Annotated in this window: 18 protein-coding genes and 1 other RNA gene; 10 read left to right on the top strand and 9 right to left on the bottom strand. The window is 44.4% G+C overall.

Features of this window, described 5'->3' with window-relative positions; genetic code table 11:
* Window positions 1-81: 81 nt before the first annotated feature.
* The 4 genes from NSQ58_RS22640 to NSQ58_RS22625 all read right to left on the bottom strand — a co-directional run bounded on the left by NSQ58_RS22640 (window position 82) and on the right by NSQ58_RS22625 (window position 3,512).
* Window positions 82-474, bottom strand: coding sequence for a DUF1499 domain-containing protein (locus NSQ58_RS22640; protein WP_013309718.1), 393 nt, complete (start codon window positions 472-474; stop codon window positions 82-84).
* 211 nt (window positions 475-685) lie between these two features.
* A non-coding RNA gene (gene ssrS, locus NSQ58_RS22635) (6S RNA) lies at window positions 686-880 on the bottom strand.
* 58 nt (window positions 881-938) lie between these two features.
* Complete coding sequence (locus NSQ58_RS22630) at window positions 939-1,700, bottom strand: YesL family protein (protein WP_023988019.1); 762 nt, start codon at window positions 1,698-1,700, stop codon at window positions 939-941.
* Between the two features lie 222 nt (window positions 1,701-1,922).
* Window positions 1,923-3,512, bottom strand: coding sequence for a DEAD/DEAH box helicase (locus NSQ58_RS22625; RefSeq protein ID WP_023988018.1), 1,590 nt, complete (start codon window positions 3,510-3,512; stop codon window positions 1,923-1,925).
* 325 nt (window positions 3,513-3,837) lie between these two features.
* Here NSQ58_RS22625 and NSQ58_RS22620 point away from each other — a divergent pair, with 325 nt between their 5' ends.
* The 4 genes from NSQ58_RS22620 to NSQ58_RS22605 all read left to right on the top strand — a co-directional run bounded on the left by NSQ58_RS22620 (window position 3,838) and on the right by NSQ58_RS22605 (window position 7,982).
* Entirely contained in the window at window positions 3,838-4,659 is an 822-nt protein-coding gene (locus NSQ58_RS22620) for a YitT family protein (protein ID WP_023988017.1), read from the top strand.
* Window positions 4,660-4,831: 172 nt separating this feature from the next.
* A complete protein-coding gene (locus NSQ58_RS22615; protein WP_080683009.1) occupies window positions 4,832-5,020 on the top strand; it encodes a hypothetical protein in 189 nt (62 codons plus the stop codon).
* Between the two features lie 216 nt (window positions 5,021-5,236).
* A complete protein-coding gene (locus tag NSQ58_RS22610; protein ID WP_341058235.1) occupies window positions 5,237-6,415 on the top strand; it encodes a putative glycoside hydrolase in 1,179 nt (392 codons plus the stop codon).
* Window positions 6,416-6,611: 196 nt separating this feature from the next.
* Entirely contained in the window at window positions 6,612-7,982 is a 1,371-nt protein-coding gene (locus NSQ58_RS22605; RefSeq protein ID WP_341058234.1) for an MATE family efflux transporter, read from the top strand.
* Here the strand turns inward: NSQ58_RS22605 and NSQ58_RS22600 are convergent.
* The 5 genes from NSQ58_RS22600 to NSQ58_RS22580 all read right to left on the bottom strand — a co-directional run bounded on the left by NSQ58_RS22600 (window position 7,979) and on the right by NSQ58_RS22580 (window position 12,439).
* Complete coding sequence (locus NSQ58_RS22600; protein ID WP_023988014.1) at window positions 7,979-8,188, bottom strand: DUF3906 family protein; 210 nt, start codon at window positions 8,186-8,188, stop codon at window positions 7,979-7,981. The genes NSQ58_RS22605 and NSQ58_RS22600 overlap by 4 nt on opposite strands.
* A 117-nt stretch (window positions 8,189-8,305) precedes the next feature.
* Complete coding sequence (gene pfkA / locus NSQ58_RS22595) at window positions 8,306-9,277, bottom strand: 6-phosphofructokinase (protein ID WP_023988013.1); 972 nt, start codon at window positions 9,275-9,277, stop codon at window positions 8,306-8,308.
* A gap of 23 nt (window positions 9,278-9,300) precedes the next feature.
* On the bottom strand, window positions 9,301-10,380 hold the full coding sequence (locus NSQ58_RS22590; protein WP_013309708.1) for a tetraprenyl-beta-curcumene synthase family protein: 1,080 nt from the start codon (window positions 10,378-10,380) through the stop codon (window positions 9,301-9,303).
* A gap of 237 nt (window positions 10,381-10,617) precedes the next feature.
* The gene (locus NSQ58_RS22585; RefSeq protein WP_341058233.1) at window positions 10,618-12,033 is read right to left on the bottom strand and encodes an MATE family efflux transporter; all 1,416 of its coding nucleotides are present in this window, start codon (window positions 12,031-12,033) and stop codon (window positions 10,618-10,620) included.
* 208 nt (window positions 12,034-12,241) lie between these two features.
* On the bottom strand, window positions 12,242-12,439 hold the full coding sequence (locus tag NSQ58_RS22580; RefSeq protein ID WP_013309706.1) for a cold shock domain-containing protein: 198 nt from the start codon (window positions 12,437-12,439) through the stop codon (window positions 12,242-12,244).
* Window positions 12,440-12,612: 173 nt separating this feature from the next.
* On the opposite strand from NSQ58_RS22580, the gene NSQ58_RS22575 reads away from it, so the two are divergent.
* From NSQ58_RS22575 to NSQ58_RS22550, 6 genes are all read left to right on the top strand, one after another.
* Window positions 12,613-12,846 carry a hypothetical protein gene (locus tag NSQ58_RS22575; RefSeq protein ID WP_013309704.1) on the top strand — a complete coding sequence of 78 codons (234 nt, stop codon included), beginning with the start codon at window positions 12,613-12,615 and terminating at the stop codon, window positions 12,844-12,846.
* A gap of 7 nt (window positions 12,847-12,853) precedes the next feature.
* Window positions 12,854-13,042: a hypothetical protein gene (locus NSQ58_RS22570; protein WP_025715827.1), complete on the top strand. Its 189-nt coding sequence runs from the start codon at window positions 12,854-12,856 to the stop codon at window positions 13,040-13,042.
* A gap of 199 nt (window positions 13,043-13,241) precedes the next feature.
* Window positions 13,242-15,038 (top strand): oligoendopeptidase F, encoded by a 1,797-nt coding sequence (gene pepF / locus NSQ58_RS22565; protein ID WP_069079864.1) that lies wholly within the window; start codon window positions 13,242-13,244, stop codon window positions 15,036-15,038.
* Between the two features lie 56 nt (window positions 15,039-15,094).
* A complete protein-coding gene (locus tag NSQ58_RS22560) occupies window positions 15,095-15,517 on the top strand; it encodes a LapA family protein (protein WP_034095010.1) in 423 nt (140 codons plus the stop codon).
* A gap of 13 nt (window positions 15,518-15,530) precedes the next feature.
* Window positions 15,531-16,568 (top strand): M42 family metallopeptidase, encoded by a 1,038-nt coding sequence (locus tag NSQ58_RS22555; protein WP_341058230.1) that lies wholly within the window; start codon window positions 15,531-15,533, stop codon window positions 16,566-16,568.
* Between the two features lie 73 nt (window positions 16,569-16,641).
* Entirely contained in the window at window positions 16,642-17,541 is a 900-nt protein-coding gene (locus NSQ58_RS22550; protein ID WP_341058227.1) for a LysR substrate-binding domain-containing protein, read from the top strand.
* The last annotated feature ends 17 nt before the right edge of the window (window positions 17,542-17,558 follow it).

The raw sequence follows: 17,558 nt of genomic DNA, 5'->3' as shown, positions 1-17,558 counted from the left end.
ATATTAAAAAAGCGAGTGAAGGGTTGCCTTCCTCGCTTTTTTTGACGTTTGGCTGCCACAACACTGCTCACACATCTACAATCACTGCACGACCTTATGAGCGGACAGCTTCTTGTCAATCACAGCGAACAATTGCAAAATGATGCGGTAATTCGCGCCTAAGTCCCCTAGCGATCCGCGTGAAGCAGAATAAATATCCACCGCACTCCGAACTGGCGAGACAGACAATATAGAAACGGTAATGTCGACGGTTCTACCGAACGCCGTTCGCTTCTCTAACGTAATCTCACCTACAGATGCTACCTCATGGAGTACCTTGTAGCCAGGAATTTTTTTCAAAATAGATGATACTTCTTCCCAAGCCTTGTCTCTCGATAAGTTATAATAGCGTGTCTTCATTTGGGGGTCCTTGACCCGGTCGCTTGTACCTTCTTGGCTGCGCACAATCCCTACCAGAGTCCTCTTCAACGACAAGACATTTCCTCCTTCACGATAATCGTTGCCATAATGCAGCACATCGGTTTTTTTGCTGCAAGCGCTTTATAAAAACGTTAAACAACAAAAATTTAACCGACCATACCTGTGGTATGCGACCTTAGTACCTCATGTCTTAGTTTAACATTGTTACATACAAAAAACACCCTGTTTCTGCACGAAGCATGAACAGAGTGTATTCATTATCTTTGGAGTACCCGCCGATGCCGTCCGACCATAGCGTCTTCTGAACCTGCTTTAGCAGGTGGGTGACCGCAGAATAAACTTTTGAAGTCCCCTTGTCAGGAATTGACAGGGCTTTTCAGCTGTTCATCCGTATAGATCTCCCTAGACATTGTCATTGGTTCAAAACAACAAATGACCGTAACGTGCATCGCAGGATGTGACCTTATTATAGCGCTTCTCACTCAGAAAGTAAATGCTAGGAGAAATATGTTTTATTTTTAGAGGTTATCACTTTTCTTGTCTTCAATGGTTGCCGTATCTTCATCTTTCTGCTTCATCTTTTCCATTTGATCTTGCATTTTGAGGAATGTTCCATAAAAATTAAAGAAAGCGAACCAGGCAACCACGCTGCCGATGAAGAATAGGAAAAGCACAGGATATTTGACTCCAATAAATATAACAACGGCGCTGCCGAGCATGGTGGAAAATACACGGAATGGTCGAATCAGCGTCAATAAAACCGCATTTTTAATAATTTGTCCGGTAGACATATGATAATGAGCCACCATCGAAAAGAAGTTAAACATAGACACAAGCAAAATAATGATAAGAATAAGCATAATTACGCCCACGATTTGCAAGTTGCTGAGTTGTGTCATATATACGGTATAATCCACATACATGATGACAAACAGCAATGTGTAAAAGATACCCCCGATCAGACTCTGCTTATAATTCTCTTTATACCCTTTAAAAAAGGTACGAAACACGCCCGTATCGGTATCACCCATTACCCATTTGCGAACCACTGTGAACATAGCCGATGTGGCTGGAAATAAAGTAAGCGGTGCCAAAATAGCCATCGCCCAGTTCATTTGTAAAGACTCATTAGCCAAATTCTGATTCATTACAAGTAGTTTCAGTATGAGGCAGAATACAAAAGGCGACGAACATAACACCCATAACAAATTTGTAGCCGCCAGTCGGGTAATCCACTCGGTCAGGCGGTAAATACCACCCATAGCTCCTTTAAACTCCAATGTCAGTCTCTCCCTCCGCAAGCCTTGGCAGTTCCAAGACTCATGTTGCTATGCCTATAAATTCCGGCTCTTGACTATATCATACCGTATTTCAGCCCTAATACGCCAGAGAAATCAATACATGACCCATTAAAGCAGATCGCTAAAAGGTTCATTCATACTGATCAATCATAACAAAAAAGCCGAAGCTTCATCTGCTTCGACTTTTCATTATTTCATTTCTTATTCGGAAGAGGAATCTTCACGTCTTGCAGGACGACGAGTTTCTCCATTGCTGCTCGGGCGTGGTTTACGATCTCCACTGTAGCGGCTTCCTGAATCACGGTTGTAGCCACCGCCTTCTTTGCCACGGTTGTAACCGCCATATCCACCTTTACTTCCACTACCGCCGGTACCGCCAGAACGGTTGGAATTGTAACCACCATTGCTGCGACCGCTATAGTTGGAAGGCTTGCGACCGCCAGAACGCACGTCTGGTTTACGACGTTTTGCACGGATCGGATCTTCTGGAGTCAACTCAATCGATGCTTCTCTTTTCTCACCAGTCATCAGTTTCAGAGCTGCGGAGAGAAGTTGTACAGAATCATATTGCTCCAGCATTTGAATAGCCAAACCTTTGTACTCGTTCAGCTCACCGCTTTCTACAGCCTCTAGGAGACGTTCAGCAATGATACGTTGTTTGCCTTCCAGAGCTTCAGCCAACGTTGGAAGCGGCTTGCGTGGAATGCGGTGACGAGTTACACGTTCGATAAAGTGCAAATGGTCAATTTCACGAGGCGTTACGAAAGACCAAGCTTCCCCTTCTTTACCTGCACGTCCAGTACGTCCAATACGGTGAACATAGCTTTCTGGATCTTGCGGAAGGTCAAAGTTCACAACGTGAGTTACGCCGGAAACGTCCAAACCACGGGCAGCTACGTCAGTCGCTACGAGCACATCGATGCTTCCGTCACGGAATTTACGCATTACAGCATCACGTTGGTTTTGAGACAAGTCACCATGCAAACCGTCTGCAGAATATCCGCGTTTTTGCAGAGCTTCAGCCAGCTCGTCTACCCGACGCTTGGTACGACCAAATACGATAGCAAGTTCTGGGGATTCCATGTCGATCAAACGGCTCAATGCTTCGAATTTTTGACGCTCAGGAACTTCGATATAAGCCTGATCAATCAGTGGAGCACTAACTTGTTTAGGAATAACTGAAACATGCTCAGGATTTTTGAGGAATTGCTCAGCCAATCTTTTAATATTAGGAGGCATTGTAGCCGAGAAAAGCATCGTTTGGCGCTCGTCTGGAACTTGCTTCAGAATGGATTGAATATCTTCCATGAAACCCATATCCAACATTTCATCTGCTTCATCCAAAACAACTGTGTTTACATCTTCCAGCTTGATGGTTTTGCGATTAATATGGTCAAGCAAGCGTCCTGGCGTACCAATAATAATTTGAGGTTTCTTTTTCAAAGCACGAATCTGGCGTACGATATCTTGTCCACCATAGATTGGCAAAGTACGAAGACCTTTGAAACGGGAGAGTTTTTCGATTTCTTCAGCTACCTGGATAGCAAGCTCACGTGTTGGTGCCATGATCAGGGCTCTGATTTTTTCGTCGCTTCTAGAAATTTTGTTGATCAGCGGAATACCAAACGCAGCAGTTTTACCAGTACCTGTTTGGGCTTGGCCAATCATGTCTCTGCCTTGCAGTGCAATCGGGATGGATTGGGATTGAATTGGTGTTGCTTCTTCAAAACCCAGTTCTGTAATCGCCTGAATTACTTTCGGTTCAAGATCAAATTCTGCAAATGTCGTCAAATTTATTCAAACTCCTTCATAATGGTGGATGTGGTGGACAATCCACAATGTTGTCTGTATTCTTAAGTAGCGATATTATTGTATAAGTTTTCCCCAATACAGTGACAGTTTATTTAGACCTATAACTGCATCTTTCTGTAATGAATTTGGGGAACCTATCCGATACATCTTAAACGAATTTATCCTTTTTAAAACAGTTTAAATTTTAAGTGTTTCTCTGGACATAGGTCCCTACTCAAGAATATCCACATCGCATTATAGCACAGAACAATTCATGAATACCAGCAAGTTGCTTCCCGTATAATTTAAATGAGGTGAAATTAAGTTGTTAAAAATAGTGTTAAACTGCTTAACTGTCATTTTTGGAGCCGCTGCCATTGCATGCGGTTTTAATCTGTTTCTCGTGCCACACCACTTGCTGAGCGGAGGAGTAGCCGGGCTTTCCATGTTAATCGGCTACTTCACAAAATTTGATATCAGCGCGATGTATTTTATTATCAATATCCCGATGCTTATTGCAGGCTGGTTTATTTTAGGCAAGCGTTTTATTAGCCTGAGCATTTTATCCGTTGTCGTTACAACGTGGATTTTGGCGTGGGTGCCGGTGCAATCTGTCGTGTCGGACCCCCTGCTGGCCTCCGTTTTTGGTGGGGTAATGATCGGCGTTGGAGCAGGAATTTCCTTTCGGGTAGGAGGGTCCACGGGCGGTTTTGACATTATCGGTTCCATCGTCACTCGTTATCGTGACTTCCCCGTAGGAACTGTACTTGTTGGCATGAATGGACTGGTCATTCTTGCAGCAGGATATTTGAACGATGATTGGAATATTGCACTTGCGTCGATGCTATCTATTTTTGTGACTGGCAAGGTATTGGATCAAATCTATGTCAGTCACACGAAGATTACCGTCTACATTATTACAGAGCACACCGACAAGCTACTGGAGCGGATGTTGACCACACCACGCGGTGTTAGCAAAATAAAAATTGAAGGCGCATTTTCACATACCGAAAAGGACATGCTGATGACTGTCACGACACGCTACGAGCTAGTTGAATTAAAACGCATCATTAAAGAAGTGGACCCTTCTGCTTTTGTCAATATTGTGGAAACAGTTGGGGTGATGGGTTCATTTCGCCGAAGATAAGCACAAACCCAAGTGTCAAAATACAGTTTCTGTGGTACACTATACATGCGCTGTTCCCATAGTATATAAAGACCAGCTTTACCTGCTATTTCACAGGCACTTTGCTTTTCCGAATCGTATTGAATGATTCTTTTGGAATGATTCCGAGCAGGAAAGGGTGATTTTTGTGGAAATGGAAACGGTAAAACTGTCCGACATTGTCTTAAGGTGGTACCCGGAAATGCTCCCTTCTCTCAAAAAGGATGAGCTGAACTCGATGATTGTGCTTCGGGACGGGATGGCCATACTCAAGCCAACGGATGCGCTAGAAATTATTCAGTACAGTATTTGCGAGCATCAAGACAATAATTATCTTCAATAAATTTCTTTACCAAGTGCCGCTTCTTCCGGTTGCATCTACGACCGCGAAGAGAGCGGCATTATTTATGCATTTTTATGGATTCAATGAACACCGGTTGGGTTAATCATGTAAGACTGTGCCTGATGATTCCAGTATTGGTTACAAGCGTGTTGTTTTTCGATACATAACTTTACGTATAATCAGGTAAGCGACATACATAAGGGAGAGAGTTAGGAAATGAATATGATTTGGGCAATTATGCTATTGGCGATGGGGATAGGCGGAAACGGGGATCAGTCAGCCAACGCTCCAAATGTAAAAGATACGGTGGCAACAACAATTAGCAGCGCCATGATTCAGGCTCAGCACAATAATATGAAGGTGGATGCCTCCAATCCTCCGGTTAAAATTGACCCACAACCGACGACTCCTGCTATCAAGGGCATCTATGTCACGGCGTATAGCGCAGGCGGTTCGCGTATGACCCAGTTGCTTGAACTGCTTGACAAGACAGAGCTCAATTCCATGGTTATTGATATTAAAGACGATGCAGGTTACATCACTTATCCAACGACCACTCCCGAGCTGCTCAAATTGGGCAAGCCGCAAAAATTCATTCGGAATATTTCCGGTTTGATGGACCGATTGAAAAAGCATAATGTTTACCCGATTGCTCGTATTGTCGTATTTAAAGATACGGTACTGGCCAACAAAAATCCCGAGATGTCTTTCCGTAACCCTGACGGCTCTGTCTGGAAAAACGGCAAAGGAGACGGGTTCGTTAATCCCTATAATAAAGAAGTATGGGATTATAATATCGCCATCGCTAAGGAAGCAGCCAAACTTGGTTTTAAGGAAATTCAATTTGACTATGTACGTTTCCCCGAAGGCTTTGAGAAAAGAGCAGACAAGCTGAAATATACCAAATCAGATCAATCCCGCTCGGATGCAGTCGCTGAATTCGTACAATATGCCCGCAAAGAGCTAGCTCCATTAGGTGTACGAGTATCGGTAGATATTTTCGGATATGCCGCATCCGTTCCTGCTGCGGAGGGGATCGGACAGGATTTCACTAAAATCTCCGAAAATGTGGATGTCATTTCGCCCATGGTTTATCCAAGTCACTACACCACAGGCTGGTTCGGTGTAAAGGATCCCGATAAGAATCCTTACCAGACGATTAAAGGCTCCATGGCCGATACCCACAAAAAGCTCGATCCGACGGGCAAGCTAAAGCCAATTATTCGTCCTTGGATCCAGGACTTTACCGCAAGTTGGTTGGGGAGCGGACATTATGCCAAGTATGGGAAAACTCAAGTAGAGGATCAAATTCGTGCGCTTAAGGATATGAAAGTGGATGAATATTTACTCTGGAATGCCACAAACCGCTATACAAGTGGAGTAACTTACAAATAATTTATCCCTCCGGACTTCTCGTTCTCTTATACAAAATTTAGAAATTATATAATTATTTCAAAGGCTGTCCCGTTGTTTGGCGAACGGGTGCAGTCTTTTTTATTACTGTTCAAATGTAGCGGTATCCCTTACAATAAATACTTACATGTTATGATATATACAAATAATCAATCCCTAGTAAATGAGGAAAACAAAAATGCAATTGACACTAACAACGGGGCAGAAATGGAAGCAGCTTTTCTACATTTTGCTCCCTATCCTGGTTACCCAGCTTGCACTATCTGCCATGACTTTTTTCGATACGAATATGTCAGGGCACTTTTCCCCTGCCGATCTGGCTGGAGTAGCCATTGGAGTAAGCCTATGGGTTCCTGTACAAACAGGCCTTAATGGAATACTTATGGCTATCACGCCCATTGTATCTCAATTGGTAGGAGCACAGCGCAAAGATAAAGTCTCCTACTATGTCATTCAAGCACTTTGGCTCTCTCTCGCCCTGTCTATGGTCGTTTTGATTGCTGGCATTATTTTGGTCAAACCTATTTTGAACGGTATGAATTTGGAACTGAGAGTTCATAATGTGGCCCTATATTACCTTTGTGCCATGGCCTTCGGGATTGTTCCTCTATTTGCCTACACTGTGCTCCGAAGCTTTATGGATGCATTGGGACAAACCCGCTTTACGATGTTAATCACGCTCATGTCATTACCCATCAATGTATTGTTAAATTATCTACTTATTTATGGAAACTGGGGTTTTCCGCGTCTGGGGGGTGTGGGTTCCGGGGTAGCGACGGCGACCACCTACTGGATCATCATGCTGGTTGCCGGTATCACTGCGCATCGTGGAAAAATATTTGCCGAATACCGAATCTTTAACAAAATATACGGGATTGCTGCTGGTGCTTTGAAAGAGCTCATCAAGATTGGAGTACCGATTGGATTTGCTATATTTTTTGAGACTGCCGTCTTTTCAGCCGTCACCCTCTTCATGAGCAGTTATAATACAGCTACCATAGCCGCACATCAGGCCGCCATGAACTTTGCATCTACGCTGTATATGATTCCACTCAGCATTTGCATGGCACTTACGATTCTGGTTGGCTATGAAACAGGGGCTACTCGCCCGCGGGATGCCAAAGCTTATAGTGTAATGGGTATCAGCAGCGCAGTAGGTCTATCACTGATTACAGCTATTGTACTGCTTATCTGGGGTGAACAGGTTGCTCGACTTTACTCCACCGATCCGCAGGTCATTCAATTGGCACAGCATTTTCTAATCTATGCGATTTTCTTTCAGATATCTGATGCTGTCGCTACACCTACACAAGGAGCGCTGCGCGGGTATAAAGACGTCAATCCAGCCTTTTTGCTCACATTCCTCTCCTATTGGGTCATTGGGCTTCCTGTAGGATATATACTGGCACGCTGGACTTCATTGGGGCCCTACGGCTATTGGATCGGTTTGATTACAGGATTGGCAGTAGGCGCTATTTTACTTCTCTGGCGTCTGGTGAAAGTACAACGTCGTTTCTCCGAAAAAAAACAACACGCAGAGGCTATTTAGCCTTTGCGTGTCTCGATTACATATGCTGCGCCTAAAGTTATTCGTTTTTTTTCCACAATCGCCACTTCGTTCAGCTTGGGAGGAAATAGAAAGTGTCTCTCCACATGTTGTTCAATCTCCTCAAATGCCTGTTCTTCATTTTCAGCAGCGAGAATGACGGTCAGCGCTCCTTCCGAACTGTCCACTTCGATTTTGAATAGGTACATGTATGACTACCTCCTGATAGGACTCAAAGCTAAAAAAATAGCGGATGACTCGGGTCATCCGCATAATTTTGATCTTTTCCAATATCAGAGCCGATCTATTTTACATAAAGGCTCTTATTATTGGGACAAACGCAAGGCCAGCTCATAAAGCTCCATATTGAAATCTTTTTTGGTATTTACAACCTTGTCAATATCTGTAGCTACCAACTTACCGTCGATCGTTCCGCAAGCCTTGTCAGATATGCCCTCAATCAATTGGCGAACAGCAAAGTCACCCAAACGGCTCGCCAGGTTGCGGTCAAACGCTGTTGGTGTGCCTCCACGTTGGATGTGTCCAAGCACTGTAACACGAGGCTCATAATCCGGACAGTTTTCTTGGATAACCTGTGCTACTGTTTCGCCTTTGCCTACACCCTCAGCAACAATAATGATACTGTGGCGTTTGCCATGCTTAAAGTTTTGTTTCATCCGATCGGATACTTCATTCAGATCAAATTCTACCTCAGGCACCAAAATCGTTTCTGCGCCAGAAGCCAGACCTGCATGGAGAGCAATATCGCCACAATGACGTCCCATAACTTCCACGATGGAAGAACGTTCATGGGATGACATCGTATCACGCAGCTTGTTGATTGCGTCCACTACGATACTAACCGCTGTATCAAAACCAATAGTGTAGTCCGTGAAAGAAATGTCATTGTCAATCGTTCCCGGAAGACACATGGTTTTAATGCCTTGCTTGGTCAGTTTGTTAGCTCCTTGGTAAGAACCGTCGCCACCAATCACGACTACGCCGTCAATTCCACGGTTACGCAAAATTTGAGCGCCTTTTTTCTGCCCTTCTTCAGTCGTAAATTCCAGGCATCTTGCAGATTGAAGTACAGTACCCCCACGTTGGATAATATCTCCGACGCTTCTCAGATCCATTGGAAAAATATCATCGTTCAAAAGGCCTTGATAACCGCGTTGAATCCCGAATACTTCCAGTCCAAAATACAATCCGCTACGTACGACGGCGCGAACTGCCGCGTTCATCCCTTGTGAATCTCCACCACTTGTTAATACTGCAATTTTCTTAACTGCTGTCATGATTTATGACCTCCTCAAAATAATCATATAAGCCTTCTTATCCATCGACTGTTTAATAAGAAAAACAAACGCATGAGCGGACTATTTTTCATTAAACGTCTCGAAACAGCGCGAACGTCCTGCTGCTCGCTAACTTTAGGGTCGGATAAATATAAAGCCAGCAATCCCTCGATAATCATCCGGTGAAAGGAGCTGGCAGGGACATCTGCAATATCAGCCCGCGCCCGATTCACAACGTAGGCGATCCGGTCTAGCATCATGTCGGTATCTTCATAATAATTGCAAAAGTTAAGATCTCCGCCCTTCCGGTCTTCGTCTTGATCGATTAGATAATCCAGCAAAATATGAAGACTGCACACATGTGGAAAATACGATGCATGTATTGAGGCAGCCCCTGCATCTGTCAGATGCTGGTCGCTGGCAGCAAGAAACAGCATAAAGACCCCCAGAGTTGAACCGGTAGCCGCAGCAAACTCATTCCAGCGCAACTCTGGTGTACGGTCTTTATGAAGCGACCACCAGTCCAAAAGCGCTTGTTCCCGCAGCTCGGGTTTAATATGCTTGTATACTTGCAAATCCGTGTATAATCGCGCCAAATCCTGAACGTAAGGCATTGCCGCCTCATAGCCCGGAAGCCTGCTTACACAAGACTGACAGGTTGTCACCAGCCCGGTCAAATAACCGCCATCCTCCTGCTCACGACGCAACTCATAATAATTCACTGGCCTAGCCGTCGGATTAACCGCATCCAGCATAGCCTGATGCAACAGCCTGAAATCATCCGGGTCCATGGACGTACTGCGATCACACAGGTTGTCCAGATAATCACTAATGGTCTGATACGCTACGATCAGCGGAATTAGCGTCTGCCGGGCAGACATATTGGCTGCGGCATAAACCGCCCCACCCACGCAGTGAAACGTCTTATCCGCTATGCTCGCAAGCGCCTGGCTTCGCAGCTCAGGGTCCGGAATTTGTTCGGCCTTGCTCTTCCAGTTACTCAATTCTAGTTTCGTTTCAGGGAGAATGTGCTTGTACATTCGGCTCATTAGACCTATGGGGCCTCTCGGTACTTGATAACGTCCTTGCTCAACATAACTCAAATGACGGTGCCTCCACATTGTTGTCTACGTAATTATACCTATCCAAACCATATCCATTATAATATGTTCGTCCTTTTAGCACAAATGAACAACCTCACTTTTTTCTTTAAAATTCAAGAAAAATGAGCTATTCTCACAAAAAGACTTTATACCTGTAATGTTTTATTAGTCAAAAATAGGAGTTACACAAAATCTATCCTTATAAGACTTTAATCGCAAATAGTATAAATGGCCTACCTATCCCTTGTCCTCTGCTGGCTTCACCCCTTGGATTCCCTCTCCCATGCTTGCCTGCTTCCATTTCCCGAAAGCATAATAGAAAATGACTGCTACGGCAGAGATAGCAAAACCAACAGGAAAACTCCACCATACAGCATCTAGACCATACTCATCAACAAATACATAGGCCAAAGGTATACGAATGCCCCATAATGAAATAATGGTAATTAAAAGCGGTATCATTACGGAACCCGTTGATCGAACAACACCTGTAATGACATTAGTAACACCGAATATAACAAAAGACCACAAAGTGATCAGATTAATCCGCATACCCAATTCCAATGCACCCCCCGTAGAAGGAAGGAACATGAGCAAGGCCTGACGGTTAAACACGTAAATTAATACCACAGCTCCACCAGTCAACACAAAATTATACACAATCCCAATCCAGGTTGTCATGCGCACTCGATCCCAACGTCCGGCTCCGATATTTTGAGCGGCAAAGGAAGATACGGCTGCACCTAACGCCATTGCCGGCATCTGCACATAGCTGGACAAATTATTGGCTGCTGTATAAGCTGCTGCTGCCACTGTTCCGTAGCCATTAATCAGATTCATTAAAGCAATCGCGCTGGTGGAGACAGCAATCATTTGCAACCCCATCGGCACTCCCTTACGGATTAGGGTCCAAATAATCTTCCAATCAAATCTGAGTAAATGAAGCTCTGAAGAAGCAATGCGCAAAAAATATTTTACTCGATATAGGTAAATGAGGATCAACACAAAGCTGATCCCTTGAGCGATCAGGGTAGCAGTAGCGGAACCTCCAATGCCCATAGCAGGAATCGGTCCCCATCCGAATATTAACAGCGGGTTGAGTAGTACATCCAGTACGACGGAAACGATTAGAAAATAAAATGGTGTTTTGGAATCCCCAGCCCCTCTCATTACAGTCATTATATAGTTATAGCCGTACAAAAAGGGCATGCCTGCGAAAATAATACGTGTATACGTGATCGCCATATCCACCGATTCGGCAGGTGTATTGAGTACATGAAGAATCCAAGGCGCACTCAAAAATCCGATAATACCTATAGCAAAAGCGAGCACCAGAAAAAAGACTGCACTTGTACCTACTACACGCTTGGTTTCAGCTACGTCTCCTGCTCCGATATTTTGTCCGATCATAATAGTGGCAGCCATGGTGACGCCAAAAATCGAACTGATAAGAAAAAACATTATAATATTTCCATTGGAAGCGGCAGTCAATGCGGCTTCTCCCAGAAACTTTCCAACCCAGATCGAGTTGATCGTTCCATTCAGGGATTGCAGAATGTTTCCGAACAGCATCGGCAAAGAGAACATAAACAGCGTTTTGGCAATAGGACCTTCAATCAGGGAAGGCTTACGACTAGCCTCTGCTGCACTCATTTTCTCAACTCCTTCAATTTAAGATGTCTTCTGCTTAGTTTTATTACGTATAATACCCTATTCCTGCTCAATCTTCTCATATCATAAACGTATTTACGCAAAAAAGCGCAGTCCCTTAAATTTAAGGAACTGCGCTCTCAATTCATAGTTTAACCGTAATATATAAGACATCCGTAGAAACGGAACCATTCTTACAATTCAGTTACACTTACAGTTTGATTACGTTAGCTGCTTGGGGTCCACGGTTACCTTCAGTAATTTCGAATTCAACCGCTTGACCTTCTTCCAAAGTTTTAAAGCCGTCGCCTTGGATTGCGGAGAAATGTACGAATACGTCCTCGCCACCATCCATTTGAATGAAGCCATAACCTTTTTCTGCGTTAAACCATTTAACTGTACCTTTCAAGTGAACAACCTCCTAAAAATACCGCCATCTATGGCGAATATCCATATTATACTTCATGCTTTTTCACAATGCAATTGATGTTTTTCCTGGTTTTTCGGGCTGGAATGATTTGCTTTTGCGGCGGAAACTGCGGTATCATGAACCAAAACATCTATAAAATCGGAGACATGCATATGATGAAAAAACACGAAATATACAAAAAAGACAATTGGAACATGATGACTGTCGAGGTGCAGGGCCGTTACATCGTTCTACGGGAAATATCCGATGATTGGGGCGAGGAAGCCCACACGTTTTTAAGCCGTCCGGCGCTGATGCATTGGGCTCAAAATCGGTTTCCCAAGCAGTCCTTTCAAGATAATGAGGAAGAGTGGCAGCGGATCATGAACGCTTTCAAACAGGTCTAGCCTATTCATGGTGTCCAACAGCTATCTCATCTTCATTATTCTGGCCTTCACGCTGGGCGGAGTGCTGATCATGAAGCGTGATACGATACCGACTCCTCTCAAAAAGTGGATGGCCCTCACTGCTGTAATCATGGTTTGCCTTGCCTTTTATCTTATTGTATACAGCTTATTAAATATAGGTTCCAACCCACAGTAAGGAAAATTATACTTTCGGGCGTAAGAGGTCATACTATGGCATAACAAGCCATGGTATAAGGAGGATCTGCCGTTACATGCATCCTGTAAAACCTCTTGCCCTGCTGCTTACGGTAAGCGTGGCGGTTTCTTCGTTTTGGCATCCGTCCCTTACTGCCGCAGCCCTACCCCACATTACGTTCGATCAGAGGAGGCTCTCCATGAGTGAAATTGTAAAACGCGCTGATGCGCCAGTGGAAAATACATGGAAACTGGAAGATTTGTTTCCCAACCGCAAAGCATGGGATCAAGAATACGAAGAAGTCAAACAACTAGCCAAAAAGGCTGAACATTTCCAAGGCAAGCTCAATTCAGCAGAGTCGATTGGCAGCTGCTTTAAATTGGAAGATGAATTGTCGCTTAAAACCGAGCGTGTATATGTGTACGCACATCTGCATCATGATGAGGATACAGCTGAACCTACATACCAGGGTCTTTCGCAAAAAGCCAAAAAATTAGGCGTTGAGGTTAGCGAGTCTCTTTCTTTTGTGACGCCTGAAATTTTGGCACTGCCGGATCAACAGCTTGATGCCTTCATTGAAGATCCGAAGCTTGCAGATTATCGGTTTACACTTCAAGAAATGAAGCGGGAAAAAGCACATATTTTGGGCAAGACAGAAGAAGCACTGCTCGCTCAGGTTGGCAATCTGGCTCAAGCCCCGCAAACGATTTTTGGCATGCTCAACAATGCTGATCTGAAGTTTCCAAAAATTAAGGATGAGAACGGCAAAGAGGTTGAGCTGACTCATGGCAGCTACATTCAATTCCTCGAAAGTCCGCACCGCGAAGTACGCGAACGTGCTTTTAAAGCGGTATATGACACATATGCCAAAAATAAAAATACAATTGCTTCTACACTAAGTGCCAATGTAAACAAAAATATTTTTTATTCTCGTGTTCGCAAATACCCTTCTGTACTGGAAATGTCACTGTACGGTGACAATATTCCGAAGGAAGTATATACGAATCTCATTGATACCATTCATGAAAGCTTGCCCCTGCTCCATCGTTACATCAAGCTGCGTAAAAAGTTGTTAGGTGTGGACGAGCTCCATATGTATGATTTGTTCGCTCCACTTGTGGACGAATACAAGATGGACATTACGTATGAAGACGCCAAAAAGCAAACAAAGGAAGGCCTTAAGCCACTTGGCGCGGACTATCTGGCTTCGTTGCAAAAAGGCTATGATGAGCGCTGGATTGATGTATACGAAAATGAAAACAAACGCACTGGTGCATACAGTTGGGGAGCTTATGGTACCCACCCATATGTGCTGCTGAATCATAAAGACAACCTGAACAGCATGTTCACACTTGCTCATGAAATGGGGCATGCGTTGCATTCGTACTATTCAGACAACGCATTGAAGTATAGAGATGCACAGTACACCATTTTCCTGGCTGAAGTGGCATCCACAACCAATGAAGCGTTGCTAATGGACTACTTGCTGAACAAATCAACCGATCCGAAAGAGAAAATGTACCTTCTCACCTACTATGCAGATCAATTCCGCACAACGGTATTCCGTCAAACCATGTTTGCGGAATTTGAGAAAATTGTACATGAACGCGCTGAACAGGGGGAATCCCTTACACCGCAGCTTTTATCGGAGATTTACTATGATCTGAATGTGAAATATCACGGGCCTGGCATGAAGGTAGACAAAGACATTGAAATGGAATGGGCACGGATCCCTCATTTTTATAACAGTTTTTATGTCTACAAATATGCTACTGGCTTCTCGGCAGCAACTAGTTTCTCGAAACAGATTCTGGAAGAAGGCCAACCAGCCGTTGACCGTTACTTGGGCTTCTTAAAGAGCGGTGGCAGTGATTATTCAATTAATATTTTGAAAAAAGCTGGCGTTGACATGTCCTCTCCGCAGCCGATCCGCGAAGCGATGAGCGTATTCGAAGAAGTCATTACAGAAATGGAAAAGCTAACTGAAGGAAAGTAAAACCGTGCGCCCTTAAAATCCAGCATTGAAATGATGCACGGATAAATCCCTTGTCCATGGCGGGCAAGGGATTTTATAATGTAACGGGAGGAGGTGGCATTTTGAAAACACAATGGTCTTTGATCGCAGCTCTTGTTATTGCTCTGTTAACAGCTGTATTTGCTGTTATTAATGTGAATTCGGTTCAAGTGAACCTTCTATTCAGTATGGTTAGCATTCCTTTGATTCTGCTTATTCTTGGTTGCACTCTTCTAGGTGGACTTATTGTCGGTTCTTTCGGTATTTTCCGCCAATATAGGCTTCAGAGAGAGATTAAACGTCTGACTACTCAGCTTCATACATTACAAGAAGAGCACACATCCACGGTGGAAGCAAACGCGGATGTGACCTATGACACGACTGGGTCTTCCAGCACAGGGTCTACTTTCGACCAAGATATAGAGCAACCGTCCTCTAAACCTGATCGGTTGTCCAAATGAGGAGGAGCAACAAATGACGATTCAATTAAATGAAGATTATATGATGAACTTTTTAAATCAGCTACTGAACACGCCCAGTCCCAGTGGGTACACACACCATGTGATGGAGCTGATTCGTAAGGAAGCTGAGAGCCTCGGGGTACCCATCGAATGGAATGCAAAAGGCGGTGCCATCTTGAATCTGGAAGGTCAGGAAACGGACCGTACGGTGGCGCTGAGCGCACATGTGGATACATTGGGCGCGATGGTACGTTCGATTACAGCACAAGGCACCCTACGTCTGACATCCGTCGGCGGTTTCATGATGAACAGCATTGAGAACGAATACTGCCTTATTCATACCCGAAGCGGACAAACGTATACGGGCACTATTCTGTCCAGCCATCCATCCGTGCACGTCTATGATGATGCACGAAGCTTTGAGCGCAAGGAGAGCCACATGGAGGTTCGGATTGACGAGCTTGTTGAGTCAAAAGAAGACGTGCTTCAGCTCGGTATTGCGGTGGGCGATTTTATTTCGTTCGATGCGCGTCCAGTCGTAACACCGAGTGGATTTATCAAGTCACGGCATCTGGATGATAAAGCTAGTGTAGCTGCACTGTTTGGTCTACTGGAATCTGCTGTACATGGAAACTGGAAGCCTCGACATACCGTTAAATTGCTCATTTCTAACTATGAGGAAGTGGGGCACGGAGCGGCTTACATACCTGAAGGAATCAGTGAGATGATAGCTGTCGATATGGGCTGTATGGGTGAAGATCTGAGCTGCAAGGAAACGGATGTTTCTATCTGTGCCAAAGATTCCTCCGGGCCTTACGACTATAATATGACGACCCGTCTGATTGAGCTGGCCAAAGAGCTGAATATTCCGTATGCTGTAGATATTTATCCGCACTACGGTTCGGACGCTTCGGCTGCACTAAGAGCAGGTAATAACATCCGGGCTGCGTTGATCGGCCCTGGCGTACACGCCTCCCATGCAATGGAGCGCACGCACCAGCAGGCCGTGGTGAACACTGCACGTCTGCTTGCAGCTTATGTGACAGTTTAATTCGAACGATAAAAACCGACCTGTTCCGCTGGAGAATAGGTCGGTGAAGGCTTAGTGAAAGGAAATCACAGCTATGGATCTGAAAAAACTACGTTACTTTATCGCAGTAGCAGAAGAACTGCATTTTAACCGTGCTGCGAAAAAACTGAATATCACCCAACCTCCCTTGAGCCAACAAATTCAAAGCCTTGAAGAAGAGCTTGGTGTGAAGCTTTTGGAACGAACCAAAAGACAAGTTCGACTTACGTCAGCAGGAGCGATATTTTTAGAAGAATCCAGAAACATGGTTGCTCAATTGGAAAGATCTATTAAGATCACACAGCTTGCAAGTCAGGGGAAGTTCGGACATTTATCCATCGCTTTTGTAGATTCAGCCTCTGGCAGTCTGATGGTTAATGCCTTGAAGAAATTCCGAGAGCGCTTCCCAGATGTGAAGCTTACGTTATTTGAAATGACATCTGTCCAACAACTAAAAGCCATACACGATGGCAAAGTTCATGTGGGCTTCCTACGCAGTGCAGATCCATCTATACATATCACTTCTCGTCTTTACACCAACGAATCACTCATGGCCGTTCTTCCTCAGACACATCCGTTAGCCCACCATTCAACCTTGTCTTTACGTTCTTTAGCGGACGAATCTTTTATCCTGTCTCCGCCTCATATGGGAGCTTCTTTTCATAATCTCATACTCGACTTTTGCGGACAACACGGATTTCAGCCTCAAATCGTACAGGAAGCCGTTCAAATGTATACGATCGTTAACTTGGTAGCGGCGGGTATAGGTATCTCCATTGTCCCCTCTTCCGTATCTGTCTTTCAACGCAGTGATGTCGTATTTCGTTCATTTCAAGAAGAGTCTCCGTCCATCCCACTTTATGCTGCATGGAAAACAGATGCACATGAAACTGTTCTGACTCATTTTCTGGAAGTGGTTGAAGAAACAGCTTGTAACGAAGAGTTAGACATGTAAATCTCCTTCATTGTATA

This window comes from Paenibacillus sp. FSL M7-0134 (assembly GCF_038007865.1).
GTDB lineage: Bacteria > Bacillota > Bacilli > Paenibacillales > Paenibacillaceae > Paenibacillus > Paenibacillus polymyxa_B.
This window is presented reverse-complemented; position numbering and strand designations above follow the sequence as displayed.